Annotated in this window: 23 protein-coding genes; 18 read left to right on the top strand and 5 right to left on the bottom strand. The window is 67.6% G+C overall.

Annotation, left to right across the window (positions count from 1 at the left end; translation table 11 throughout):
• Nucleotides 1-5 precede the first annotated feature (5 nt).
• Nucleotides 6-1,466, top strand: coding sequence for a TrkH family potassium uptake protein (locus tag F9Z44_RS18625; protein ID WP_159608196.1), 1,461 nt, complete (start codon nt 6-8; stop codon nt 1,464-1,466).
• Between the two features lie 114 nt (nt 1,467-1,580).
• Here F9Z44_RS18625 and F9Z44_RS18620 read toward each other — a convergent pair whose 3' ends face one another.
• Nucleotides 1,581-2,285, bottom strand: coding sequence for a glutathione S-transferase N-terminal domain-containing protein (locus F9Z44_RS18620; RefSeq protein ID WP_159608195.1), 705 nt, complete (start codon nt 2,283-2,285; stop codon nt 1,581-1,583).
• A 135-nt stretch (nt 2,286-2,420) separates the two neighbouring features.
• Here F9Z44_RS18620 and F9Z44_RS18615 point away from each other — a divergent pair, with 135 nt between their 5' ends.
• Complete coding sequence (locus F9Z44_RS18615; protein WP_159608194.1) at nt 2,421-2,798, top strand: YchJ family protein; 378 nt, start codon at nt 2,421-2,423, stop codon at nt 2,796-2,798.
• An 8-nt stretch (nt 2,799-2,806) separates the two neighbouring features.
• Nucleotides 2,807-3,469: an HAD family hydrolase gene (locus tag F9Z44_RS18610; protein ID WP_159608193.1), complete on the top strand. Its 663-nt coding sequence runs from the start codon at nt 2,807-2,809 to the stop codon at nt 3,467-3,469.
• Here the strand turns inward: F9Z44_RS18610 and F9Z44_RS18605 are convergent.
• Nucleotides 3,443-4,495, bottom strand: a complete 1,053-nt coding sequence (locus F9Z44_RS18605; protein WP_442907218.1) for an AraC family transcriptional regulator — start codon at nt 4,493-4,495, stop codon at nt 3,443-3,445. The genes F9Z44_RS18610 and F9Z44_RS18605 overlap by 27 nt on opposite strands.
• Before the next feature lie 113 nt (nt 4,496-4,608).
• On the opposite strand from F9Z44_RS18605, the gene F9Z44_RS18600 reads away from it, so the two are divergent.
• From F9Z44_RS18600 to rhtB, 9 genes are read left to right on the top strand one after another with little or no spacing between them, the layout of a single operon-like run.
• Nucleotides 4,609-6,231 (top strand): carboxyl transferase domain-containing protein, encoded by a 1,623-nt coding sequence (locus tag F9Z44_RS18600; protein ID WP_159608192.1) that lies wholly within the window; start codon nt 4,609-4,611, stop codon nt 6,229-6,231.
• 4 nt (nt 6,232-6,235) lie between these two features.
• Nucleotides 6,236-6,739 carry a DinB family protein gene (locus F9Z44_RS18595; protein ID WP_159608191.1) on the top strand — a complete coding sequence of 168 codons (504 nt, stop codon included), beginning with the start codon at nt 6,236-6,238 and terminating at the stop codon, nt 6,737-6,739.
• Nucleotides 6,740-6,770: 31 nt separating this feature from the next.
• Nucleotides 6,771-7,907, top strand: a complete 1,137-nt coding sequence (locus F9Z44_RS18590) for an acyl-CoA dehydrogenase family protein (RefSeq protein ID WP_159608190.1) — start codon at nt 6,771-6,773, stop codon at nt 7,905-7,907.
• Between the two features lie 2 nt (nt 7,908-7,909).
• Nucleotides 7,910-8,701 (top strand): enoyl-CoA hydratase/isomerase family protein, encoded by a 792-nt coding sequence (locus F9Z44_RS18585; protein WP_159608189.1) that lies wholly within the window; start codon nt 7,910-7,912, stop codon nt 8,699-8,701.
• Between the two features lie 6 nt (nt 8,702-8,707).
• Entirely contained in the window at nt 8,708-9,337 is a 630-nt protein-coding gene (locus F9Z44_RS18580) for a DUF4126 domain-containing protein (protein WP_159608188.1), read from the top strand.
• Nucleotides 9,337-11,343, top strand: coding sequence for an acetyl/propionyl/methylcrotonyl-CoA carboxylase subunit alpha (locus F9Z44_RS18575; protein WP_159608187.1), 2,007 nt, complete (start codon nt 9,337-9,339; stop codon nt 11,341-11,343). The genes F9Z44_RS18580 and F9Z44_RS18575 overlap by 1 nt, the downstream gene beginning before the upstream one ends.
• 44 nt (nt 11,344-11,387) lie before the next feature.
• Nucleotides 11,388-12,308 (top strand): 2-hydroxyacid dehydrogenase, encoded by a 921-nt coding sequence (locus F9Z44_RS18570; RefSeq protein WP_159608186.1) that lies wholly within the window; start codon nt 11,388-11,390, stop codon nt 12,306-12,308.
• 13 nt (nt 12,309-12,321) lie between these two features.
• Nucleotides 12,322-13,230 (top strand): hydroxymethylglutaryl-CoA lyase, encoded by a 909-nt coding sequence (locus F9Z44_RS18565; protein WP_159608185.1) that lies wholly within the window; start codon nt 12,322-12,324, stop codon nt 13,228-13,230.
• A gap of 14 nt (nt 13,231-13,244) precedes the next feature.
• Complete coding sequence (gene rhtB / locus F9Z44_RS18560) at nt 13,245-13,886, top strand: homoserine/homoserine lactone efflux protein (protein WP_159608184.1); 642 nt, start codon at nt 13,245-13,247, stop codon at nt 13,884-13,886.
• A gap of 33 nt (nt 13,887-13,919) precedes the next feature.
• On the opposite strand, the gene F9Z44_RS18555 is transcribed toward rhtB, so the two are convergent.
• Nucleotides 13,920-15,821, bottom strand: coding sequence for a hypothetical protein (locus tag F9Z44_RS18555; RefSeq protein ID WP_159608183.1), 1,902 nt, complete (start codon nt 15,819-15,821; stop codon nt 13,920-13,922).
• A gap of 119 nt (nt 15,822-15,940) precedes the next feature.
• On the opposite strand from F9Z44_RS18555, the gene F9Z44_RS18550 reads away from it, so the two are divergent.
• The 3 genes from F9Z44_RS18550 to F9Z44_RS18540 are packed head-to-tail and all read left to right on the top strand — an operon-like array spanning nt 15,941 to nt 17,437.
• Entirely contained in the window at nt 15,941-16,444 is a 504-nt protein-coding gene (locus tag F9Z44_RS18550; protein ID WP_159608182.1) for a YbaK/EbsC family protein, read from the top strand.
• A gap of 14 nt (nt 16,445-16,458) precedes the next feature.
• Nucleotides 16,459-16,701 carry a DUF1289 domain-containing protein gene (locus F9Z44_RS18545; protein WP_159608181.1) on the top strand — a complete coding sequence of 81 codons (243 nt, stop codon included), beginning with the start codon at nt 16,459-16,461 and terminating at the stop codon, nt 16,699-16,701.
• A gap of 52 nt (nt 16,702-16,753) precedes the next feature.
• A complete protein-coding gene (locus F9Z44_RS18540) occupies nt 16,754-17,437 on the top strand; it encodes a 2-hydroxychromene-2-carboxylate isomerase (protein WP_159608180.1) in 684 nt (227 codons plus the stop codon).
• 4 nt (nt 17,438-17,441) lie between these two features.
• On the opposite strand, the gene F9Z44_RS18535 is transcribed toward F9Z44_RS18540, so the two are convergent.
• Nucleotides 17,442-18,512 (bottom strand): substrate-binding domain-containing protein, encoded by a 1,071-nt coding sequence (locus tag F9Z44_RS18535; RefSeq protein WP_159608179.1) that lies wholly within the window; start codon nt 18,510-18,512, stop codon nt 17,442-17,444.
• 59 nt (nt 18,513-18,571) lie between these two features.
• Between F9Z44_RS18535 and F9Z44_RS18530 the strand changes: the two genes are divergently transcribed.
• The 3 genes from F9Z44_RS18530 to F9Z44_RS18520 all read left to right on the top strand — a co-directional run bounded on the left by F9Z44_RS18530 (nt 18,572) and on the right by F9Z44_RS18520 (nt 23,658).
• Nucleotides 18,572-20,299 carry an NADH-ubiquinone oxidoreductase-F iron-sulfur binding region domain-containing protein gene (locus F9Z44_RS18530; RefSeq protein WP_159608178.1) on the top strand — a complete coding sequence of 576 codons (1,728 nt, stop codon included), beginning with the start codon at nt 18,572-18,574 and terminating at the stop codon, nt 20,297-20,299.
• Complete coding sequence (locus F9Z44_RS18525; protein WP_159608177.1) at nt 20,296-23,127, top strand: molybdopterin-dependent oxidoreductase; 2,832 nt, start codon at nt 20,296-20,298, stop codon at nt 23,125-23,127. Before F9Z44_RS18530 ends, F9Z44_RS18525 begins: the two co-directional genes overlap by 4 nt.
• Before the next feature lie 93 nt (nt 23,128-23,220).
• The gene (locus F9Z44_RS18520) at nt 23,221-23,658 is read left to right on the top strand and encodes a universal stress protein (RefSeq protein WP_159608176.1); all 438 of its coding nucleotides are present in this window, start codon (nt 23,221-23,223) and stop codon (nt 23,656-23,658) included.
• Between the two features lie 8 nt (nt 23,659-23,666).
• Here F9Z44_RS18520 and F9Z44_RS18515 read toward each other — a convergent pair whose 3' ends face one another.
• Nucleotides 23,667-24,800 carry an ABC transporter substrate-binding protein gene (locus F9Z44_RS18515; protein WP_159608175.1) on the bottom strand — a complete coding sequence of 378 codons (1,134 nt, stop codon included), beginning with the start codon at nt 24,798-24,800 and terminating at the stop codon, nt 23,667-23,669.
• Between the last annotated feature and the right edge of the window lie 19 nt (nt 24,801-24,819).

Here is a 24,819-nt window from a genome sequence, read left to right as displayed (position 1 = left end):
CCGACGTGCACAGCCTGCTGCCCGTGCTCTCGGTGTTCTCGCGCATCTTGCTGGCGTTCGCGCCGGCATTTCTGGTGCCGCTTGGCTGGGCGCTGTTTCTGGACGCACAGGGCCACGCCATGGTGTGGGCCGTGGGCTTCGCCGTCACCATCCTCAGCGGCCTGCTGTTGTGGAAATGCACCCGGCAGCACCGCCGCGAACTGCAGACGCGCGACGGCTTTCTGCTCGTCAACCTGGTCTGGCTGGTGTTGCCGGCCTACGCGGCGGTGCCGCTGCTCTACACCGTGCCCGACATTGGCTGGACCAAGGCCTACTTCGAGGCCATGAGCGCGCTCACCGCCACCGGCGCCACCGCGCTCTCGGGGCTGGACGCGCTGCCGGTGTCGGTGAACGTATGGCGCTGTTTCCTGCAGCTGGTGGGCGGCCTGGGCATCATGCTGCTGGTGGTGGCGGTGCTGCCGCTGCTGGGCCTGGGCGGTGTGCAGCTCTACCGGGCCGAGACACCCGGGCCCATGAAGGACACCAAGTTCACCCCGCGCATTTCCGAGACCGCTCGCGGCCTGTGGGGCGTGTACGTGATGTTCTCCGTGGCCTGCATGCTGGCCTACCGCTGGGCCGGCATGGACTGGGCCGATGCCTTCATGCACATGTGCACCACCATGGGCCTGGGTGGTTTTTCGTCGCACGACGCGAGCTTCGGCCATTGGGATTCACCGACGATCGAGGCCGTGGCCACGGTCTTCATGGCGCTGGCCGGCGTGAGCTTCATGCGCTATTTCATCGTGCTGCGCCAGCGCTCCCTGCGCCCGCTCACCCACGACCGCGAGATCCGCACCTATGTCACCGTGCTGGTGGTGGCCGTGGTGCTGGTTGCATTCTTGCTGACAGCGCAGGGCGTGGTTGACAACTTTCCCGAGGCGCTGCGCACCAGCGCGTTTCACGTGGTGTCGGTGGCCACCACCACGGGCTACGCCTCGACCGATTACGCGCAATGGCCCGTGTTCGCGCCGGTGCTGCTCATGTTCCTGGGCTGTTTCGTCTCGTGCGCCGGCTCCACCGGCGGCGGCATCAAGCTGGTTCGCATGGTGCTGCTGATCAAGCAGGCGCGGCGCGAGCTGGTGCGCATCGTGCACCCGCGCGTGGTCAACCCGGTCACGCTGGGAGGCGCGATCATGCCCACCTCGGTCATGACCGCCGTGCTGGGCTACATGCTGATCTACGGTGCTGCCACCATGGGGCTGACCATGGTGTTGCTGTTCACCGGGCTGGACATCGTCACCGCGTTCTCGGCGGTGGTGGCCACGGTCAACAACATCGGCCCGGGCCTGGGCGAGGTGGGGCCGGCGAGCAACTTCGGCGTGCTCAACGAATTCCAGATCTGGGTCTGCACGTTTGCGATGCTGCTGGGGCGGCTTGAATTGCTGACCGTTTTGGTCTTGTTCACGGGGCACTTCTGGAGGAAGTAGGTCCACCCCCGCGCCGCGCTTTCAGCGCGTCACCCCCTCAAGGGGGCGATGCCTGCGGCCTGGCAAAGCCAGTTCCGCGGCATCCTTGGTTGGGGGCACCTCGTGTGTTGCGTTTCAGGTGCGTGCTGGGATGGTCAGGCCGCGTTGCACCGCTGGCCTTTGCTCGAAAGCCGCGAGCACCCTCGGCAGCTCGGCGAAGTCGCTGAAACTCACGAGATCGCCCGCGCCATAGAACCCGACGAGGTTGCGCACCCAGGGCCAGATGGCCATGTCGGCGATCGTGTAGTCCTTGCCCATGATCCAGTCGCGCCCGGCCATGCGCTGGTTCAGCACGCCCAGCAGGCGCCGGGTTTCGGCGGCGTAGCGGTCGCGCGGACGCTTGTCCTCGAAGTCCTTGCCGGCGAACTTGTGGAAGAAACCGAGCTGACCAAACATGGGGCCCACGCCACCCATCTGGAACATCAGCCACTGCAGGGTCTCGTAGCGCGCGGCCGGGTCCTTGGGCAGGAACTGGCCGGTCTTCTCGGCCAGGTAGATCAGTATGGCGCCCGACTCGAACAGGGCGAGTGGCTGGCCACCGGGGCCGTCGGGGTCGAGGATGGCCGGGATCTTGTTGTTGGGGTTGAGCGAGAGAAAGGCCGGCGACATCTGGTCGTTGGTCTCGAAGCTCACCAGGTGTGGCTCGTAGGGCAGGCCGGTCTCCTCCAGCATGATCGAAACCTTCACGCCATTGGGCGTGGGCAGCGAATACAGCTGCAGACGGTCGGGATGCTGTGCAGGCCACTTCTGCGCGATGGGGAAATGGGTGAGCGATGTCATGTGGGTTCCTTCTTGAACAAGAGCCGCATTGAACACCCGGCTCGCATGACCCGGGCGCTGCAAGGACATCGATAATCGGTTGCACACGCCATTGACCTCGCCGTTCAAACCCCCGCCCCGCGCCCATTCCACCCGATGAAAGACACCTGCCCCTGTGGTCGCATCGCCGCCCTTCAGGCCTGCTGCGCCCGCTATATCGGCACCGGTGTGCCCGCGCCCGACGCCGAATCGCTCATGCGCTCGCGCTACACCGCGTTCGTGCGCGGTGACACTGCGCATTTGCTGGCCACCTGGCATGCGGGCACACGGCCGGCCTCGATCGAGCTCGACGACGGCGTGAAATGGCTGGGGCTGGAGGTGAAGCGACACACGCCCGTTGACGCCACGCATGCCGAGGTGGAATTCGTCGCGCGATCCCGCGCGAAGGGCCGGGGGCAGCGCCTGCACGAGCGAAGCCGTTTCGTGCGCGAAGACGGGCATTGGTTTTACGTGGATGGCGACATCCTGACCTGAGGGACACCATGTTTGAAGCGGTGCTTTTTGATTGCGACGGCGTGCTGGTGGACAGCGAGCCCATCACCAACGGTGTGCTGCGCGAAGTGCTCAGCGAGAGCGGCTGGGCGATCACGCAGGCCGAGTGCATGAGCATCTTCATCGGCAAGGCGGTGCGCGACGAACGCGCCCGTATCGAGGCAGAGACCGGAAAACCGCTCACCGAAGAATGGATGCGCGCGTTCTACGCACGGCGTGACGCGCGCCTGCGCGCCGAGCTGCAGCCGGTGCATGGCGCCATCGATGTGGTGATGGCCGCGCACCGCCACACGGGCGGCCGCATCGCCTGCGCCTCGGGCGCCGACCGGCCCAAGGTGGTGATGCAGATCGAGATGGCGGGCATGCAACCCTATTTTGGTGACCGCATCTTCAGCGGCCACGACCTGCCGCGCTCCAAGCCCGCGCCCGATGTGTACCTGGCCGCTGCGGCGCACCTGGGCGTCGACCCGACGCGCTGCCTGGTGATCGAAGACACCGGCACCGGCGCGCAGGCCGGACTGGCGGCTGGCGCCACCGTGTGGGGCTATTGCCCTGAGGGCCATGGTCGCGCGTTTGAAGGGCAGGGCGTGCACCGTGTGTTCCACCGCATGCACGACCTGCTGGACTCACTGACCTCGCCAATCGCCCGGTGACTTGCCGGTCCAGCCCTTGAAGGCGCGGATGAAGCTCTTCTCGTTCTGAAAGCCCGCCGCCTCGGCCACCTGCTTGATCGGGCGCTTCGTGCGCAGCAGCAACTCGGTGGCACGCTGGCGGCGCACCTCGTCCTTCAGACTCTGAAGCGAAGCCCCCTCGTCCTTCAATTGCCGGTGCAGCGTGCGCGGTGAGGTGTTGAGCACGGCGGCCAGATCGCTGGCGTTGTGGGCGTCTTGCGGGCGACTGGCCAGCACCTGGCGCACGCGCTGCACCAGCAGGCGGTCACGCCGGTAGGAGCGCACCGTCAGGGGCAGGGCGCGCTGCAGCAACTGGTTCATGGCGGCTTCGTCCCGGCGTACCGGCAGGCTCAGGTAGCGGGCGTCGAAGTGAATGGCGGCGTGCTCCGCGTCAAAACGGGTTGGGCCATCGAAGAGCACGCCGTAGGCGTCGGCATGGCGCGGCGCGGCGTAGGGGAATTGGGCACCGAGCAGGGCAACGCGCGAGTCCACGTACCAACTGGCCAGGCCGTGGATGTTGCGCAGCAGCGAGACCGCACACAACTCGGCCATGGGGCCAGGGTCGCGGTGCAGGCGCAGCGCGATGCTGGCCACATCGCCCACCACCTCCAGCGTCAGCGTGGCGTCGGGCGCCAGCAGGCCGTGGTGGCGACACCAGCGCTTGAGCGCCACGCCCAGCGTGGGGCTGGAGAGCGAGGCGCGCGCGAGCATGCCGTAGCTGCCCCAGGGCAGGGGCCGCGCAAAGCAGCCCAGGCCTTCGTCGTCGAGTTCGCGCATGGCCGCACCCGAGATCACCTCCATTTGCGTTGCGGTGATGCTGGCACCCGGTTTTTTGAGTTGTGCTGGCGTTATTTGTGCCTGCTCCAACGCCCCCGACGGATCCACGCCCCGGGCCTCGTAGGCCAGCACCATGGCCCGGATCAGTGCCATGGGCGTGAGCGCAGGACCTCCCAGCAGACGGGCAGCGTCGGGCAGTGGGGCCGGGCGTCGGATGGCAGCCTGGGACATACCCGGATTTTCAGGGGCGTTGGCGGCATTTGCAACCCAGGTGACCGACACGGCCCCGGTGCTATCCGCCAGAATGATCCATTCCCTACAAGACAACCTGACAGGACCGCACCATGTCGACCCTGGAGACACAACTCAACGCCCGCTCTGCCGACTTCCAGGCCAACGCCGCCGCCATGCGCGCCGTGGTGGACGACTTGCGCGCGCAGGTGGCCAAGTCCACCTTCGGCGGTGGCGAGGCCGCGCGCGCCAAACACACCAAACGAGGCAAGCTGCTGCCGCGCGACCGCGTGCAGATGCTGCTGGACCCAGGCACGCCGTTCCTGGAACTGAGCCCACTGGCCGCACTCAACATGTACCCCGACCGCGACGGCACCGACAGCGCGCCCTGCGCCGGCGTGATCACCGGCATCGGCCGCGTGAGCGGGGTGGACTGCCTGATCGTCTGCAACGACGCCACGGTGAAGGGCGGCACCTACTACCCCATGACGGTGAAGAAACACCTGCGGGCGCAGGAGGTGGCGATGCAGAACAACCTCACCTGCATCTACCTGGTGGACTCGGGTGGCGCCAATTTGCCGAACCAGGACGACGTGTTCCCCGACCGCGAACACTTCGGGCGCATCTTCTACAACCAGGCCAACATGAGCGCCAACGGCATCGCGCAGATCGCCGTGGTCATGGGTTCATGCACGGCGGGCGGCGCTTATGTGCCCGCCATGAGCGACGAGACCATCATCGTCAAGAACCAGGGCACCATCTTTTTGGGTGGCCCGCCGCTGGTGAAGGCCGCCATTGGCGAGATCGTGAGCGCCGAAGATCTGGGCGGTGGCGACGTGCACACGCGCCTCTCGGGCGTGGCCGACCACCTGGCGCAGAACGACGCGCACGCGCTGGCTCTGGCCCGGCAGGCCGTGGCCACGCTCAACAAACGCAAGATCGCCACGCAGGCGCTGCGCGAGCCGCGCGCGCCGCTCTACCCCACCGAAGAGATCTACGGCGTGATCCCCACCGACACGCGCAAGCCCTACGACGTGCGCGAGATCATTGCGCGCATCGTCGACGGCAGCGAGTTCCACGAGTTCAAGGCGCGCTATGGCGCCACCCTGGTCTGCGGCTTCGCGCACATCGAAGGCATGCCGATCGGCATCGTCGCCAACAACGGTGTGCTGTTCTCCGAGAGCGCGCAAAAAGGCGCGCACTTCATCGAACTGTGCTGCCAGCGCAAGGTGCCGCTCTTGTTCCTGCAGAACATCACCGGCTTCATGGTCGGCAAAAAATACGAGAGCGAAGGCATTGCGCGCCACGGCGCCAAGATGGTCACGGCCGTGGCCACCGCCAGTGTTCCGAAGTTCACCGTGATCATTGGCGGCAGCTACGGCGCCGGCAACTACGGCATGTGCGGCCGCGCCTACAGCCCGCGCTTCCTCTGGATGTGGCCCAACGCGCGCATCTGCGTCATGGGCGGCGAGCAGGCCGCCGGCGTGCTGGCCACCGTCAAGCGCGACGGCATTGAAGCCAAGGGCGGCACCTGGAGCGCCGAAGAAGAGGCTGCCTTCAAGCAGCCGGTGCTCGACCAGTTCGCCCACCAGTCGCACCCGTACTACTCCAGCGCCCGCCTGTGGGACGACGGCGTGATCGACCCCGCCGACACGCGCCGGGTGCTGGGCCTGGCCCTCTCGGCCGCACTCAACACGCCGATCGGCGAGCCGAAGTTCGGCGTGTTTCGCATGTGATGCCATGGACGCTCGCGCCCATTTCACCCAACTGGCCCGCTACAACGTGTGGGCCACCGAGCGGCTGCTCTCGGCCATCGAACCGGTGAACGAGTTCGACTACCGGCGCGACCTGCGCCTGTTTTTCAAGAGCATTCACGGCACGCTCAACCACCTGCTGGTGGGCGAGCACATGCTGTGGCAGCGGCGCTTTGCGCGGGGCGAGAGCCCGAAGCTGGAACTGGACATGGAGGTCGAGCCCGAGCGCGACCGCCTGGCGCAAGCGTTGAAAGGCGGCGCCAAGGTGTGGGAGCCGCTGATCACTGGCTGGCCCGCCGAGCGCTTTGACGGGCAGCTCAACTACACCAACATGCGAGGGCAGGCCATGAGCCTGCCGTTCGCCACCACGCTGGCCCACGTGTTCAACCACGGCACGCACCACCGCGGGCAGATCAGTGCAGCGCTCACCATGCTCGGTCAACCCGCGCCCGAGCTGGATCTGGTGTTTTTCCTGCAGCAGACCGCTTGACGACCACAACGAAAAACCGCGAGACAAACCCATGACCGCCACCATCTACGACAACCCCGACCACGAACTGCTGCGCGACCAGGTGGCGCGTTTTCTCGAGCGCGAGGTGGAGCCGCACGCGGCCGCGTGGGAAGAGACCGGCATGGTGCCGCGCGACGTGTTGCGCCGCATGGGTCAGGCCGGTTTGCTGGGCATCGCGTTTGAAGGCGAGTACGGCGGTGCCGACGCCGACGCCATGACCAACCTGGTGTTTGCCGAGGCCTTGTCGCAAAGCACCTTCGCCGGCTTCATCATCACCGTGCTCGTGCACACCGACATGGCCGGCCCGCACCTGCACCACGCCGGTACCCCGGCGCAGAAGGCCAGGTACCTGCCCAAGGTGACGGCGGGCGAACTGATCACGGCGGTGGGCATCAGCGAGCCCGGTGCCGGCTCGGACGTGGCCGGCATGCGCACCACGGCCCGGCGTGAGGGCGACGAGTGGGTCATCAACGGCACCAAGATGTTCATCACCAACGGCGTGCACGGTGACCTGTATTTCGTGGCTGCCAAGACCGGCAGCGCGCGGCACGACATGTCGATGTTCATCGTCGAAAAAGGCACGCCGGGTTTCACCGTGGGCCGTGCGCTCAAGAAAACCGGCTGGCTCTCCAGCGACACGGCCGAACTCGTGTTCGACAACGTGCGCATCCCCGCCGAGAACCTGCTGGGCGAGGAGGGCAAGGGCTTCTACTCGGTGATGAAGAACTTCCAGACCGAGCGCATTGCCCTGGGCGCCATGGCCATCGGCCATTGCACGCAGGCACTCAAGATCACGCTGGACCATGTGCGCCAGCGCCAGGCCTTTGGCGCCACGCTGTGGGACCAGCAGACCATCCGCCAGCGCCTCTCGATGCTGGACGCCAAGGTGCGCGCGGCGCGGCAGTTCATGTACCACTGCGCTTGGAGCGTCACGCAGGGCCACGACATCGTTCAAGAGGTGTCCATGCTCAAGGCGCTGACCGGCGAGCTGGTCAACGAGGTGGTGCAGACCTGCCAGCAGTTCCACGGCGGCATGGGCTTCATTCGCGAAACCGCCATCGAGCGCCTGTGGCGCGACGCGCGTGTGTTGGCCATCGGCGGTGGCGCCACCGAGGTGATGCTCGAAGAAGTGGCCAAGAGGTATTGACCATGAGCAACGTGCTGGATGTGACCCGCCCCAGCGCCCATGTGGCGCATGTGTGGCTCAACCGCCCCGATGTGCGCAACGCGTTCAACGACGACGTGATTGCCGCGCTGACCGCCACCTTTGAAGCGCTGTCCAAGGACGAGAACCTGCGCGTGGTCGTGCTCGGCGCGCACGGCAAAGCGTTCTGCGCCGGTGCCGACCTGAATTGGATGAAGACCATGGCCGGCTACAGCTGGGACGAGAACCGCGCCGATGCGCAGAAGCTCGCCGACATGCTCTGGACGCTGGACCAGTGCCCGGTGCCGGTGGTGGGCCGTGTGCAGGGCGACTGTTATGCCGGCGGCATGGGGCTGGCCGCCATCTGCGACGTGTTGGTGGCGGTGGAGGGCGCGACCTTCTGCCTGTCCGAAGCCCGGCTGGGCCTGCTGCCCGCCACCATCAGCCCCTATGTGGCACGAGCCTTGGGTGTGCAAGCCTCGCGGCGCTACATGGTCACCGCCGAGCGCTTCAGTGCGGTGCGCGCGCACGCGCTGGGCATGGTGCACGAGCTCGCCACGCCCGAGACGCTGGACGCGAAAGTCGACGAGATCGTGGCCAACCTGGTCGCCAATGGCCCGAAGGCATCGCGCGAATGCAAGCGCCTGGTGCGTGATGTGAGCGGCGTGCCGATCACCGCCGAACTGCGCAGCGAGACCGCGCGCCGCATCGCCGACATCCGCGCCAGCGACGAAGGCCGCGAGGGCCTGCAGTCCTTCCTGGGCAAACGCGCACCCGGCTGGTTGCCACCAGGCTGATCGGTCATGACGGACGCCCTCGCTTCCCTGGGAACCCCCGAGCTGCTTGCTCTGGCGGGCGCGCTCGGGTGGGCCAGCGGTTTCCGTCTGTACGCGGTGGTGTTTCTGGTGGGCGCGGCCGGTGCGCTGGGCTGGATGGAGCTGCCCGCAGGCCTGCAGGTGCTGCAGCACCCGCTGCTGCTGGGGGCCAGTGGTTTCATGCTGTCCATCGAGTTCTTTGCCGACAAGATTCCGGTGGTCGACTCGATGTGGGACGTGGTCAACAGCGTGGTGCGCATTCCGGCTGGCGCGGCGCTGGCGGCCAGCGTGTTCGGCGCCGACAGCGGCGCCACGGCCCTGGCCGCCGCACTGTTGGGCGGCTCGCTGGCGGCCACCAGCCAGGCCGCCAAAACCACCACCCGCGCGGCCATCAACGCCTCGCCCGAGCCCTTCTCCAACATCGCCATGAGCCTGGTCGAAGACGGCCTGGTGGTGGGTGCCGTGTGGCTGGCCACCAACCACCCCGTCGCCTTCGGTGTGCTGCTGCTCATCACCGTGGTGCTGATGTGGGTCGCCACCTGGATGCTTTTCAAATTCCTGCGCGCGGTGTTTCGCCGCACGCAGCGCTTCTTCTCCGGACCTGCCAAGGAAACCTGATGTTCACCAAGATCCTGATCGCCAACCGAGGCGAGATCGCCTGCCGTGTGGCCGCCACCGCCCGCCGTCTCGGCGTGCGCACCGTCGCCGTGTATTCCGACGCCGACGCCAGCGCCAAGCATGTTGCGGCGTGCGACGAGGCTGTGCACATCGGCGGCAGCGCTCCCAAGGACAGCTACCTGCGGTGGGAGCGCATCATCGAAGCCGCCAAGGCCACCGGTGCACAGGCCATCCACCCCGGTTACGGCTTCCTCAGCGAGAACGACGCGTTCGCCACCGCTTGTGCCAACGCCGGCATCGCCTTCATCGGCCCGCCGGCCTCTGCCATCCTCGCCATGGGCCTGAAGGCCGAGTCCAAACAGCTGATGGAAAAAGCCGGTGTGCCGCTGGTGCCCGGTTACCACGAGGCCGACCAGGACCCGGCCATGCTGCAGCACGAGGCCAACCGCATCGGTTACCCGGTGCTCATCAAGGCCAGCGCCGGTGGCGGTGGCAAAGGCATGCGTGCGGTGGACAAGGCCGAGGACTTTGCGGCCGCGCTGGCGAGCTGCCAGCGCGAGGCGCGCAACAGCTTCGGCAGCGATGCGGTGCTGATCGAAAAATACGTGCAGCGCCCGCGCCACATCGAGATCCAGGTGTTCGGCGACACGCACGGCAACTGCGTGTACCTGTTCGAGCGCGACTGCTCGGTGCAACGCCGTCACCAGAAGGTGCTGGAGGAAGCGCCCGCGCCGGGCATGACGCCCGAGTTCCGCCAGCAGATGGGGCTGGCGGCGGTGGCGGCGGCCAAGGCCGTGAACTATGTGGGCGCCGGCACGGTGGAGTTCATCGTCGAACAACCGCCCGAGGGCGGCATGCGTTTCTTTTTCATGGAGATGAACACGCGCCTGCAGGTGGAGCACCCGGTGACCGAAGCCATCACCGGGCTGGATCTGGTGGAGTGGCAGTTGCGCGTGGCGTCCGGCGAGCCCTTGCCTCTGAGGCAGGACGAGCTGCGCATCCATGGCCACGCCATCGAGGCGCGCATCTGCGCCGAAACGCCGGACAACAACTTTCTGCCCGCCACCGGCACGCTGGCGGTGTACCGCAAGCCGGCCTGCAGCGCATTCGAACGCGGCGTGGTGCGTGTGGACGACGGCGTGCGCGAGGGCGACACCATCAGCCCGTTCTACGACTCCATGGTCGCCAAGCTGATCGTGCATGGCGCCACGCGGCAGGAGGCATTGGCGCGCATGGACGCGGCCCTGGCCGAAACGCGCATCGTCGGCCTCTCGACGAACGTGCAGTTCCTGCGCCACGTGGTGAACAGCCCGTCGTTTGCGCAGGCCAACCTGGACACGGCGTTGATCCCGCGCGAGGCGGCGGTGCTGTTCCACCAGGACAAGGTGGGCCTGGCGCTCGCGGTGGCCGCTGCCGTGGCGCAGACGCTGGTGGGCGAGCGCGCGCTGGAGGCTGCCGACCCGTTCTCGCGCCGCGACGGCTGGCGTCCGCACGGCCTGACCGTGCGCCGCTTCGATTTCGACTACATGGGCGAGCCCCTGCTCGCGCACCTCACCTACCTGCACGACGGCGCCTTGCAGCTCGCCTTTGGCGAGGTCAGCGGCGTGCTGCAGTTCGACACCTTGCCCACCGAGGGTGGCGCCCGCATGGACTTGCGGTTCCAGGGTCAGCGGCAGACCGTGCAGACCTGGCAGCAGGGCGAGATCGTGCACATCTTCTGCGCGCTCGGCGCCACGCAGATCACCGAGATCGACGCGCTGGCCCACGCCGGCGTGGCCGCAGCCGACGGTGGGCGGCTCACAGCACCCATGCCGGGCAAGGTGCTCTCGTTCGCGGTGAAGGCGGGCGACGTGATCAAGAAAGGCCAGGCGCTGGCCGTGATGGAGGCCATGAAGATGGAGCACACCATCGCTGCGCCCGCCGACGGCACCGTGGCCGAGCTGCTGTACGCGCCGGGTGACCAGGTGAACGAAGGCGCCGAGCTGCTCAAGATCACCGCCGTGTGATGGGGGTGACTGCGCTCGCGGGCGGCTTCTTTTAAGCTCGCGGCATGAACATCACCATCTGCGTTGCCCAAACCAAAGCCGCCCCTTGGGAAGAGGGCTTTCGCGCCTTGCTGCCCGATGCCCATGTGAGCACCTGGAAAGCCGGCGACCCGCAGGCCGACTACGCCATCGTGTGGTCGCCGCCGCAAGCGTTTCTGGACGAACAAGCCGGCCTCAAGGCCATGTTCAACATCGGCGCCGGGGTCGACGCCATCATGAAGCTGCGCCTGCCGCCGCAGACCCAGGTGGTGCGGCTGGACGACGCCGGCATGTCGGTGCAGATGGCTGAGTACGTGTGCCACGCCGTGATCCGCCACTTCCGCGAGTTCGACGGCTACGAAGCCGACATCGCGGCCGGGCAGTGGTCCTACCGCAAGCCGCGCAGCCGCGCCGACTGGCCCGTGGGCGTGATGGGCCTGGGCGTGCTCGGCGAGCGCGTGGCGCGCGCCCTGAGCGTGTTCGAGTTTCCGGTGCACGGCTGGAGCCGCAGCCCCAAGCAGATCGACGGCGTCACCTGCCACTCGGGCAGCGAAGGCTTCAACGGGTTTCTGGCCGCCAGCAAGGTGCTGGTCAACCTGCTGCCACTCACGCCCGACACGCAGGACATCCTCAACCGGGAAACGATGGGCCGCCTGCAGCCCGGTGGCTATGTGATCAACGTGGCGCGCGGCGCGCACCTGGTCGAAGACGATCTGATGGCCTTGCTCGACAGCGGGCACCTCGCCGGCGCGACGCTCGACGTGTTTCGCACCGAGCCGCTGCCGGCCGATCACCCCTTCTGGCAACACCCCAAAGTCACTGTCACGCCGCACACCTCGGCCCGCACCCTGCGCGACGAAAGCATCGCGCAGATCGCCGGCAAGATCGTGGCGTTGTCGCGCGGCGAGCCGATCGCGGGTGTGGTGCACCGCGACCGTGGATATTGAAAGCAAACCTCCCATGAACATCCCCTCCCGAGTCAGGCTCATCGACGTCGGCCCGCGCGACGGATTGCAGAACGAAAAGCAGCCGGTGCCCGCCGCGGTGAAGATCGAGCTGGTGCACCGCCTGCAGGCCGCTGGGCTGAAAGAGATCGAAGTCACCAGCTATGTAAGCCCCAAGTGGGTGCCGCAGATGGCCGACAACCACGAGGTGATGGCCGGCATGTCGCGCCAGGGTGGCGTGCGCTACTCGGTGCTCACGCCCAACCTCAAGGGGTTCGAGGCGGCGGTGCTCGACAAGCCCGACGAGATCGTGGTGTTCGCCGCCGCCAGCGAGGCGTTCAGCCAGAAGAACATCAACTGCTCGATCGCCGAGAGCATCGAGCGCTTTGCGCCGGTGGTGGAGGCCGCGCGCGCGGCCGGCATCGCGGTGCGCGGCGCCATGAGCTGCACCGTGGGTTGCCCGTACGAAGGCGAGATCGCGCCCGGGCGCGTGGCGTATCTCGCCGGGCTCATGAAGGGCATCGGCGTGCAGCGCGTGGACGTGGCCGACACTATTGGTGTGGGCACGCCGCGCAAGGTGCAGGCCGCACTTGAAGCCACCCTGCAGCACTACGGCATCGACGACATCTCCGGCCACTTCCACGACACCTATGGCCAGGCGCTGTCCAACACGCTGGCCGCGCTGGAGCTGGGTGTGTGGAACTTCCAGTCGTCCGTGGCCGGCCTGGGCGGTTGCCCGTATGCCAAGGGCGCCACTGGCAACGTGGCCACCGAAGACGTGGTGTACCTGCTGCACGGCATGGGCATAGCGACCGGCATCGATCTGGACGCACTGGTCGATGCGGGTGCCTACATCAGCGAGCATTTGGGCCGGCCGAGCGGCTCGCGCGTGGCGCGCGCGCTGCTGGCCAAGCGGGCGGGCTGAAGGAGCAAACGAACATGGAACTGCAAGTCTGGCTGGCGTATTTCCTGGCCTCGTGGGCCATTGCCCTGTCGCCGGGGTCGGGTGCGGTGCTGTCCATGACGCACGGCCTCGCCTATGGCGTGCAGAAGACCAGCGCCACCATCGCCGGCCTGCAGCTGGGGCTGGCGGTGATTCTGCTGGTGGCGGGCGTGGGTGTGGGCGCGCTGCTGCTGGCGTCGGCCACCGCCTTCACGGTGGTGAAGTTCGCTGGCGCGGCCTATCTGATCTGGCTGGGTTGGAAGCAATGGCGCTCACCCGTGAACGCGCAGGCCGCCACCGGTGAGGCCTTGCCCGCACAGCCGGGTGTACCGAGCGCGCGCGAGCGCTTCGTCACCGGCTTCTTCACCAACGTGACCAACCCCAAGGGCATCGTGTTCATGGTGGCGGTGCTGCCGCAGTTCATCGATCCGCAGCGACCCCTGTGGTTGCAATTGGTGGTGTTGCTGCTCACCACCATCGGGGTCGATCTGGTGGTCATGCATGGTTACGCGTTTCTCGCCTCGCGCGCCCAGCGCTGGCTGGCGACAGCAAAGGCACGGCGCGCGCAAAACCGCGTGTTCGGCGGCGTGCTCATGGCCATGGGGGCGAGCCTGCTGCTGGTCAAGCGCGCGGCCTGAGTCACCCCGATTCCGCAAGCGTCCGGGGAGCGCTCAGCCGGCGGGCGGCACGTGCAGCACGGTGCACGGTATCCAGGTGTCGATCCAGTCTTCCGCATTCATGGGGGCGTAAGGCGCCACCGTCGTGCCCGGTGTGCCGCGCCGACCGGGCTTGCGCTGCCACAGGTGCACCGACACATCAAACTCGTAGCCACTGAGGCTTTTGCCTGTCACGTACAGACCCAGCGCCTGATCGGGTTGCAGGGGCTGGGACACGCCGTCGATCGTGATCTGGCCGGGCCAGGGCAGCCAGCGCTGGTTGTATTGTTCGGCCACCCAGGGCCAGTCGGTGCGATGCAGAGGACAGTTGATCACGCCACCATGGCGCTTGCCTTCCACCATGGACTCCCCTGCCAGGGCCATTTGCAGTTGCAGGGCAAAGCGTTGGCGGGTGCGTGCATCGATCTCCAGGACACGGATGTCCTTGCGCAGCAAACCGATCGCCACCTCCGCCTGGTGCAGGAGGGCGCGGGCTTTCTGATCGTCGGATTGGAGGTCGTCCTTCAGCCTGTGGAGCGGGGCGAGCAGGTCCGAGCAGGCTTGCGAGGCGGTGGAGGTGTTGTCCAGCGCCTTCACCCGGAACAGCATGTCCTCGATGTCCCCGATGAAGAACGCGGCGGTGGTGCTCAACGCGTTCTGCACCGCGAGGTCGACGTCCGCCTCGGTCAGGTCCAGGTCGGCGCGTGCGAGCTTGTCCGGCATCTTTGTCTTGACCCGAGCTTCCTGGCGTACTGCTTTTTCCGAGGCCACGATGGCCTTGCGATCCAGTCGCTTCGGAGTCCCTTCGCTGATGGGACCCTCGATCCACCGCAACAGACGGTTCACGGACCACGTGTTGACCGGGTCAAGATTGGGTGGGCCGGATGGGTCGTCGCTCCTGGCGGGGGCAGGTGTCCGTGCCAGCTTGTTGTAGAGGCGCAGGCGCTGGGGTGTCATGCGAAGAAGCTGTTGCAGCCAGACCTGAGTGGCCGCCGTGATGGCAGCCAGGTTCTGCTGCTGCACCTTGGTGCCCAGGGGCACCCCTGCGCGCGTGGCATCGACGGTGGCCTCGATGACCGCCTGGGCGCGGGCCAGGTCGGCCGCGCGGCCCATCGCCACCTGGTTGGTCACGATATCTTCAATGGCTGTCTTCATCGAGCCGTCCAATCCCGCCGCCATGCAATCCTGCAACACGCTCACCAGAATGTCCCCCTCGGATGCCACCAGCAGGCCAGCGCCGAGCAGGGCCTGCTGGGTGCACTGCACGGCGCCAGCGAGGTGGTGTTGGGCGGCCTGCGCCAGCAGTTCGAGAAACCCCTGCCGGTCGGCCCATGCGCGCGTGAAGCCGGCGCTGACCAGCAGAACGTCGTCTGCTGTTCTCGACTCAATGCCCAGTGTGTGGGTCAGCGCATCGAGACGGGTCACGAAGTCCTGGCATTGGGCCTCCCAGGCCGGATCGACCATGGACACCATCTGCAGCCGGGCGGCCTGGCTGCGGACCATGATTTCCAGGAAGGCATCGGGCGCCAATGGCGCCAGGAGCCGGATGTGCCGGAGGCCGTCGATCATGCTGGGCAAGGTCGGCGTGCCGTTGAAATGGGCATCCAGCGTCGTGGCGATGCGGGCCTCGCGCGCCTTGCGCTGCGCGTCGGGCAGCCGCAGGTGGGCCAGCGCAAGGTACAGATCGGACAGCAGGTCGCCCGTATCGACTGGCAAGCCTCGGGCGATGGTGCTCAGGCCGTTGAGCTGGGCATCCGTGAGGTCGGAGACTTCATTGCGGATCTGCTTGAGCGTCTGGCCTCGTGCGGACGCTTGAGCCAGGGTCAAGTCCGGCAATGCAAGATCCCGGCACAGGAAATAGCTGACGGTCCAGGGGGCGTCGACGTGAGCTGGTATGTAGTCCAGTTGACCGTACATGGGGCTTCCTTCGGGAGGTTGGCGGATGGGGGATCAGTTTGTCCGCCTGCCCATGCGTCAACCATCGCTTCGCGAGCCCATGTCAGCAGCGTCCTTGGAGGGTCGATACCATCGGTGCCATGAGCGATGTTTCCACCTCCACCACCCCGGCCGTTCAACGCGTGACCGATCACTTGCGTGCGCTCGGCCATCCGCACTCCCCGCGCATGCTTGAAGACGCCGCGCGCACCGCGCAGCAGGCCGCCGACGCGCTGGGCGTGGCGCTGGGCCAGATCGCCAAGAGCATCGTGTTTCGCCGCAAGTCCGATGAGGTCGCGGTGCTGGTCGTCACCTCGGGCGACCTGCGTGTGGACGAGAAGAAGGTGCAGGCCATCGTCTGCGGCGAAGGCGGCAAGCTCGGCCGCGCCGACGCCGATTTCGTGAAAAGCGCCACCGGCTTTTCCATCGGTGGTGTCTCGCCACTGGCGCACGCAACAAGGGTCGTCACGCTGATCGACGCACAGCTGTTCCGCTTTGACACCATCTGGGCCGCTGCGGGCCATCCGCACGCCGTTTTTCCCCTCACCCCCCAACAACTCCAGACCCTGACCGGTGCACCCGTGCACGACGTCACCGTGGCCTGAAAACCCGTCTCACCATGTCCCTGCCCACCCGCCCTCCTGTCACGCTCCAGGCCGCCCGCGCCAAAGCGGGCATCGCGCCCGGCGTGCCGTCGCCCTGCATCTCGGTCTGCGAGATGGACGAGGCCAAGCTGTCGTGCAAAGGCTGCTTTCGCACGCTGGCCGAAATTTCCCAGTGGAGCCGCATGGGGGATGCCGAGAAACTGGTGGTGTGGCAGCAGATCGAAGCCCGGCAGGTGAGCCTGGCCCCGGGTCCGTGACCCCGTCCTTCGTTCGGGCTGAGTTAGTCCACGCCCTCACCAGCACCAGACCATGACCAACACCGAACTTCGCGAGATCACGTTCCACTACGACCCCATCTCGCCTTATGCGCATCTTGCGTTCGAGTGCCTGCCCCTGGCGCTCATGGGCCACAGCGTGGCGGTGCGCTACAAGCCGGTGCTGTTTGCCGCGCTGCTCAAGGCTCACGGTCAGCTCGGCCCGGCAGAGATCCCCGCCAAGCGCGACTGGACCTACCGCCAGGTGGCGTGGCTGGGCCACCACCATGGCGTGCGGCTGGAGCTGCCCGCGGCCCATCCCTTCAATCCGCTGCCCTTGCTGCGCCTGGGCCTGGCTTGCGCCACAGACGATGCCCCCGGCGATACCAGCCGGTATGTGACCGAACAACTCTTCCACCACGTGTGGCACGGCGGACAGGACGCCGCCGACCCGGCGCGCCTGGCCGAGCTGCAAGCCCGCCTGCAGGACCACATGGTCCAGCGCGGCAAGCCATGGAGCCCGCCCGACGGCGAGGTGGTGAAACAGCGGCTGCGCGCCAACACCGACGAAGCCATGGCGCTCGGTCTGTTCGGCGTGCCGTCGGTGGTGGTGGATGGCCGCGTGTTCTGGGGCTTTGACGCGTTGCCGATGTTGCGCGCCCATCTGGAGGGCGACGCCTGGTTTGACGGTGGCTGGGACGCTGCGGCGCAACGGCCCGAGGGCGTGCGCCGGCGCTGACGGATCACGCCGCGAACGCCTCGCGCACGCTCAGCACCTCGCCCGTGTTGGCCGCCTCGTAGCCCTTGAGCGCAGCCACCCGCGCCCGAAAGGCCGGTGAACGCAGCACGGTGAGCACCGGCCGCAATTCGTCGCGCTGGATCGCATCGGCCGGCATGGCGAAGAAGTAGCGCTCCTTGAGCAAGGGAATGAAATGCAGGCCGAAGCGGTGCGCAGCGGTCTGCACACCGATGCCCACATCGGCCATGCCGCTGGCCACATAGGCGGCCACCGCCGCGTGGGTGAGTTCGGTGTTTTCAAAGCCGGCCACCGCGCGCGGCGCGATGCCCTGGCGCTGCAACAGCAGATCGGTCAGCACCCGGGTGCCCGAGCCTTCGGGTCGGTTGACAAAGCGCAGCCCGTGGCGGGTGAGGTCGTCCAGGCCGTGGATGCCCAGTGGGTTGCCGGCCGCCACAAACAGACCCTGGGTGCGCACCGCGAGATGCACCAGCTGGTGTTGATCGCGCTGGAGCCAGGGCAGGTAGCGCTGGGCCGCCGCGGCTTCGAATTCGCCCAGCGGCACGTGAAACCCTGCCAGCTCGCACTCGCCCTGTGCCAGCGCCGCCACCGCCTCCAGGCTGTTGCGGTAACGCAGCTCCACCGGCACCTGGCGCGCGGCGAGCTGTTCGCACAGCGCGGCCACGGCAAAGCCGTGGCTGGCGTGCAGGCGCGGCACCGCGCGCTGGCGGCGTTGCACGCGCCCGAGCTGGCCTTGCAGCTCCGAGGCCAGCGAATCCAGCAGCGGTTGCAGCCGCGCGCCGATCCGAGCGTCGGCCCAGATGAGCTTTTCCCCCAGCTCGGTCAGCACCGAGCCCCGGCCCCGCCCGCGCACCAGCAGCGCCTGGCCAAAGAGCGCTTCCGCCTGCTGCAGCAAGCCCCAGGCGTGGCGGTACGACAAGTCCAGTTCGCGGCCCGCCTGCGAGATGCTGCCCGAGGCCTGCACGGCCGCCAGCAGGTGCAGCAAGGTGTTGGCGTCGAGCGCGGAGCCGTCGTCCTGGCTGATGCGCCATTGGGGTTGCAGGGTGATGCTCAGCATGGGGCTATTTATGAAATGGAGAACATATTAAAACCCGCCCACGGTGCTAGGCTGAAGGCATGAACACCGTGATCCCCATCCGCTCCGTGGACACCCCTGTCCGCACGCCTCTGCGCGGTGCCGCACGCCATGCGCCCAAGGGCCGGCAAGTGCAGCCCGCCGCGCGCGAGCGCGTGCTGGCCTTGTGCGCCGGCCTGGCGCCGCGCGCCGACTTGTTGATCGAGCACCTGCACCGGCTGCAGGACGGGGAAGGGGCTTTGCGCCACGGGCAGCTGGCAGCGCTGGCCGAACACCTGCGGCTCAGCCAGGTCGAGGTGTTCGAGGTTGCGAGCTTCTACCACCACTTCGAGATCGTGGACGACGAGGCGGCCGTGCCCGCCACCGTGGTGCGCGTGTGCAACAGTCTCTCGTGCACGTTGGCAGGCAGCGAGACCCTGATGGCCGAGCTGCAGGCCTCGCTGGCGCACGACGCTTCGGTGCGCGTGCAGGCTGCGCCCTGCATTGGCCAGTGCCACCGTGCACCGGCCGCCTGCGTGGGCCAGCGGCAGTTGCCGCATGCGAGCGTGGATGCGGTGCAGGCTTTGCTGGCCAGAGGTGACACCGGCCCACGCGAACTGCCGGTACCCGACGCCTCCGATCTGAAGCAGTTGCAGCGCGTGCTTTCCGGCGAACTCGGCGCCGAGCAGGTGCTGGCCGAACTCAAGGCCTCCAACCTGCGTGGCCTGGGCGGCGCGGGCTTTCCGGCCTGGCGCAAGTGGGAGACGGTGCGCGCGCAGAGCGGCCCGCGCCACATGGTGGTCAACATCGACGAGGGCGAGGTGGGCACCTTCAAGGACGGCCACGTGCTCACCAGCGCGCAGGCCGGTGCACCGCAGGTCTTGGAGGGTCTGTTGATCGCAGCGCAGGTGGTCGGCATCGACCACGTGTGGCTGTACCTGCGCGACGAATACCACGACGCTCGCGTGCTGCTGCAGCGCGAACTCGACACGCTGGCGATGCGGCTGCCAGCGCTGACCGTCCAGTACCCGGGCTACACGCCGCCCATCATCGAACTCCGGCGTGGCGCAGGCGCCTACATCTGCGGCGAAGAGTCGGCGCTGATCGAATCGGTGGAAGGCAAGCGCGGCCTGCCGCGCCTCAAGCCCCCCATCGTCGCGCTGCACGGTGTGTTCGGCCGGCCCACGCTGGCGCACAACCCCGAAACCCTGTGGTGGTTGCCGGAGATCCTGGCGCACGGCGCAGCGTGGCTGACTGCGCACGGACGCGCCGGGCGCAACGGCCTGCGGCGTTTTTCGGTGTCGGGCCGCGTGAAGCAGCCGGGTGTGTACCTCGCGCCCGCCGGCATCACGCTGCGCGAACTCATTGACGAACACGCCGGCGGCATGGCCGAGGGCCACACGCTGTACGCCTACCTGCCGGGCGGCGCCTCGGGCGGCATCCTGCCGGCGGCGCTGGCCGACGTGCCGCTGGACTTCGACACCCTGGCCGAGCACGGTGCCTTTGTCGGCTCCATGGCGGTGGTGGTGCTGGGCCAGCACGACAAGGCGCGCGACGCGGCGCTCAACCTCATGCGCTTTTTCGAACACGAATCGTGCGGCCAGTGCACGCCCTGCCGCGCCGGCACCACCAAGGCGGTGGAACTGATCCAGGCGCCGGTGTGGGACGCCGCATTGCTGGCCGAGCTCTCGCAGGTGATGCGCGATGCCAGCATCTGCGGCCTGGGCCAGGCCGCACCGAACCCGGTGGACAGTGTGCTGCGGTTCTTTTCTCACGAGGTGCGCGCATGAAGGCCAACGACTTGCCGGACCACGCCGCCCCGATCGCCTTCACGCTCAATGGCCGCGCAGTGGAAGCCGCGCCGGGCGAGACCCTGCTCAAAGTCGCGCAGCGCGCCGGCGTGGCCGTGCCGCACCTGTGCCACAAGGACGGCCTGCGCAGCCCGGGCAACTGCCGGGCCTGCGTGGTGGAGATCGATGGCGAGCGGGTGCTGGCACCCTCGTGCTGCCGCGCGCCCACGCCGGGCATGGTGGTCACCACCGACAGCCCGCGCGCGGGCGCTGCGCAGAAGACGGTGCTGGAATTGTTGTTGTCGGACGCGCCCGACACGGCTGCGCTCAAACACGACAGCGAGCTGGCGCGTTGGGCGGAGCTGGCGGGTGCCAGGGCAGGGCGTTTCCCGGCTCGGGCCGCCGCTGCGCAAGACCTGAGTCACCCGGCCATGTCTGTCAACCTCGACGCCTGCATCCAGTGCACGCGCTGCATCCGCGCCTGCCGCGAAACGCAAGGCAACGACGTGCTGGGCCTGGCGTTCCGTGGTGGCCACGCGCAGATCGTGTTCGACCAGAACGACCCCATGGGCGCGAGCACCTGCGTGGCCTGCGGTGAATGCGTGCAGGCCTGCCCCACGGGCGCCATCGCGCCGGCCAATGGCGCGTACGCACAACCATCGCAAAGGCAGGTGGATTCGGTCTGCCCGTTTTGCGGTGTGGGCTGCCAGCTCACCTACTTTGTCTCCGAAGACAAGATCGAACACGTCGAAGGTATCGACGGCCCGGCCAACGAAGGGCGCTTGTGCGTCAAGGGCCGTTTCGGTTTCGACTACGCGCACAGCCCCGAGCGGCTCACGCGCCCGCTGATCCGACGTGCCGACGCGCCCAAAGATCCGCAGTCGGTGATGCGGCGTGATTGGCGCGAACTGTTCCGCGAAGCCAGCTGGAACGAAGCACTCGACGTTGCCGCGAACGGTTTCAAACAGGCCATGGCCAGCACCCCTGCACGCGGCCGCCAGGGCCCGGTGGCCGGCTTCGGTTCGGCCAAGGGCACGAACGAAGAGGCCTACCTGTTCCAGAAGCTGATCCGCACAGCCTTTGCCACCCACAACGTCGACCACTGCACGCGCCTGTGCCACGCCTCCAGCGTGGCCGCGCTGATGGAAGGCCTGGGCTCGGCCGTGGTCACCAACCCGCTGCGCGATGTGGAACACGCCGACTTCGTGCTGCTGATCGGTGCCAACCCGGCGCAGAACCACCCGGTGGGCGCGACCTGGATCAAGAACGCGATCAAGCGCGGCATGAAGCTGGTGCTGGCCGATCCGCGCCGCACCGAGCTCGCTCGCCACAGCTGGAGGCACCTGGGCTTCAAGTCGGGCACCGACGTGGCCCTGCTCAACGCGCTGCTGCACACCATCGTGTTCGAAGGGCTGACCGACCCGGCCTACATCGAGGCTCACACGCTGGACTTTGCGCAGTTGAAAGCGCACCTCGTGGACTTCTCGCCCGAAGCCATGGCGCCGGTCTGCGGCATCGACGCCACCACGCTGCGCGAGGTGGCGCGCGCCTACGCCACGGCCAGGAACGCCATGATCCTCTGGGGCATGGGCATCAGCCAGCACACGCACGGCACCGACAACGCGCGCTGCCTGATCGCGCTTTCGCTCATCACCGGGCAGATCGGTCGCCCCGGCACCGGCCTGCATCCGCTGCGCGGGCAGAACAACGTGCAAGGCGCGAGCGACGCGGGGCTCATCCCCATGGTGCTGCCCGATTACCAGAAGGTGAGCGATCCGCACACCCGCGAGAAGGCGGAGCACCTGTGGCACCTGCCCCCCGGCACACTGGGCAGCGAGCCCGGCCTGACCGTGGTGGAAATCATCGACGCCGCGCACCGCCGCGAGATCCGCGCCATGCTGATCCAGGGCGAGAACCCGGCCATGAGCGACCCCGACGCCACCCACGCGCGCGAAGCGCTCGCCGGGCTGGACCACCTGGTGGTGCAGGACATCTTTCTCACCGAAACCGCCAGCCTGGCCGACGTGGTGTTGCCCGCCACGGCCTGGCCCGAGAAGACCGGCAGCGTGACCAACACCGACCGCTGCGTGCAGCTCGGCCGCAAGGCCGTGCGCGCACCCGGTGAAGCCATGGCCGACGCGTGGATCACCGAGCAGCTGGCCCGCCGGCTCGGCCTGGACTGGCGTTACGGTGTGGCTGCCGACGGCACTGCGGCCACGGATGCGCTGGGCGGCATCGGCGCCGTGTTTGAAGAAATGCGCGCCATGATGCCCAGCATCGCCGGCCTGTCGTGGGCGCGGCTGCAGCGCGAAGGCGCGGTGACCTACCCGGTGAGCAGCGAGAGCGACCCGGGCCACCCGGTGGTGTTCACCGACGGTTTTCCCACCGCCAGCGGGCGCGCCACGCTGGTGGGTGCCAGCGTCACGCCGCCGGCCGAGGTGCCCGATGCCGCGTTCCCGATGGTGCTCATCACCGGACGCCAGCTGGAGCACTGGCACACCGGCAGCATGACGCGGCGCAGCGAGGTGCTGGATGCGCTCGAACCCGGCCCGGTGGTGAGCCTGCACACCACCACCGCGCAGCGGCTGGGTCTGAAGGCCGGTGCGCTGGCGCAGGTGCGTTCGCGCCGAGGTGAGGTGGCGTTGCCGGTGCGGCTGGACGATGCCATGCCGCTGGACACCGCCTTCATTCCGTTCGCTTACGCCGAAGCCGCGGCCAACCTGCTCACCAATCCGGCCCTGGACCCGGTGGGCAAGATCGCCGAACTGAAGTACTGTGCGGTGGACGTGCGGCCCTCGGTGTCCACGCAGGAATCGGTCCGGGTTTGATCTGACGCAAGGTCTGCGGGCCCGCGCTTTCCTACGATGGACGGGTGCCGCCGCGCGCGGCCCGGTTCATCCACCCCCTTCAGGAGAGCAACCATGTTCAAGAAGATCCTGCTGCCCACCGACGGCTCCGAACTCGGTGTCTTCGCCACCCGCGCCGCCGTCAAGCTGGCCAAAAGCCAGGGCGCGCACATCGTGGGCGTCTATGTGATCGATCCGTTCCCCTACATCGGCATCGGCGATGCCTCGGCCATCGGCCTGCAGGCCTACCTGACCGAAGCCAAGGCGGCCGCCGGCGTGGCGCTGGACGCCGCCCGCATGGCCTGCGCGGCCGACGAGGTGCCGTTTTCGGGCGACACCATCGAGCGCAACGTGGTGTACGAGGGGATCATCGAAACCGCCGAGGCCGAGGGCTGCGACCTGATCGTGATGGGCTCACACGGGCGCCAAGGCGTCAAGGCCCTCATTCTGGGCAGCGTGGCGCAAAAGGTGCTGACCCACGCCAAGATGCCCGTGCTGATCGTGAAGTCGTAGGGGATGGTTTAGCGCATGAACTTGCCGGCGGCGTTCACGATGGACAGATCGGAAAAATCCAGCCCCGTGTGGTCGGTGGCGCTGTAGTTGATCTGCAGCCCGCCGATGTCGTGGTTGCGCAGGCCTTCCAGCGCGTCGCGCAAGGCCACGGGTGTCGGGTTGGGGCCGGCGCGCCGCAGGCCTTCGGTGACGACCTTGGCGGCGGCAAAGCCTTCCATCATGGCCGGTGACACACCGTCCAGTCCCTTGGCCTTGGCCAGGTTCTGTGCTTCCTTGATCAAGGGGTAGGCCACCGAGCGTTCGTTGGGGAACACCTGTGTGACGATCACGCCGCGTGCGTGTTCGCCGAGCAGTTTGATGAAACCCTCCGAGGCGTTGTTGGACAGCGTGACCAGCTGGGCTCGCGAGCCCGCCGCGCGGATCGCCTTCATGCCGTTGGCGGCGTTGCCGGCCGAGCCGATGACCATCACCGCCTGGGCGTTGCTCTTGGCGACGCGGTCGGCCAGTTCGGTGAAGTCGGGCTTGTCGCGCGGGAATTTCTCCTGCAGTACCGGCGTCTGCTTCACGGTTGCGAAACCCTTGAGCGCACCGGCGGCCGAGTCGGCGCCGAACGAGTCGTCGGTCTCCAGCAGCGCGATGCGTGTCATGCCGATGCTGGCCAGGTGTTCGATGGCCTTGGCGGCTTCGCGCTGGTAGGTGGCGCGCACGTTGAAGACCCAGGGGTTCACCGGTTCGTGCAGCACCATGGCGCCCGTGCTCGGTCCCACCAGTGGCACCTTGTATTCGGCCAGCAGGGGCAGCAGCGCTTGCGAGTGCGGCGTCCCGCGGTTCAGGAACAAGGCCAGCACCTTCTGTTGCGTGATGAGCTGGCGCGACACCTCCACCGTGACCTTGGGATCGAACTGGTCGTCGACCGACACCAGTTCGATCTTCTGACCGTTGACACCGCCGCGCGCGTTCACCGCATCGAAGTAAAGCCTGGCGCCGTCGATGTTCTCTTTGACCCCGGCCGCCACCGAACCGGTGATGCCCGAAGGATTGCCGATTCGCAGCTGGGCCCAGGCGGGCACGGTGAACAGGACGAGGCCGACCAGGCCGACGGTGGCGAGGCTCTTGGGCCAGGGCGTGAAGGTATTTTTCATGGGGATGTGTCTCTGAAGG

Source organism: Hydrogenophaga sp. PBL-H3 (genome assembly GCF_010104355.1).
GTDB lineage: Bacteria > Pseudomonadota > Gammaproteobacteria > Burkholderiales > Burkholderiaceae_C > Hydrogenophaga.
The sequence above is the reverse complement of the archived record's forward strand: the minus strand, read 5'-3'. Positions and strand labels throughout refer to the sequence as shown.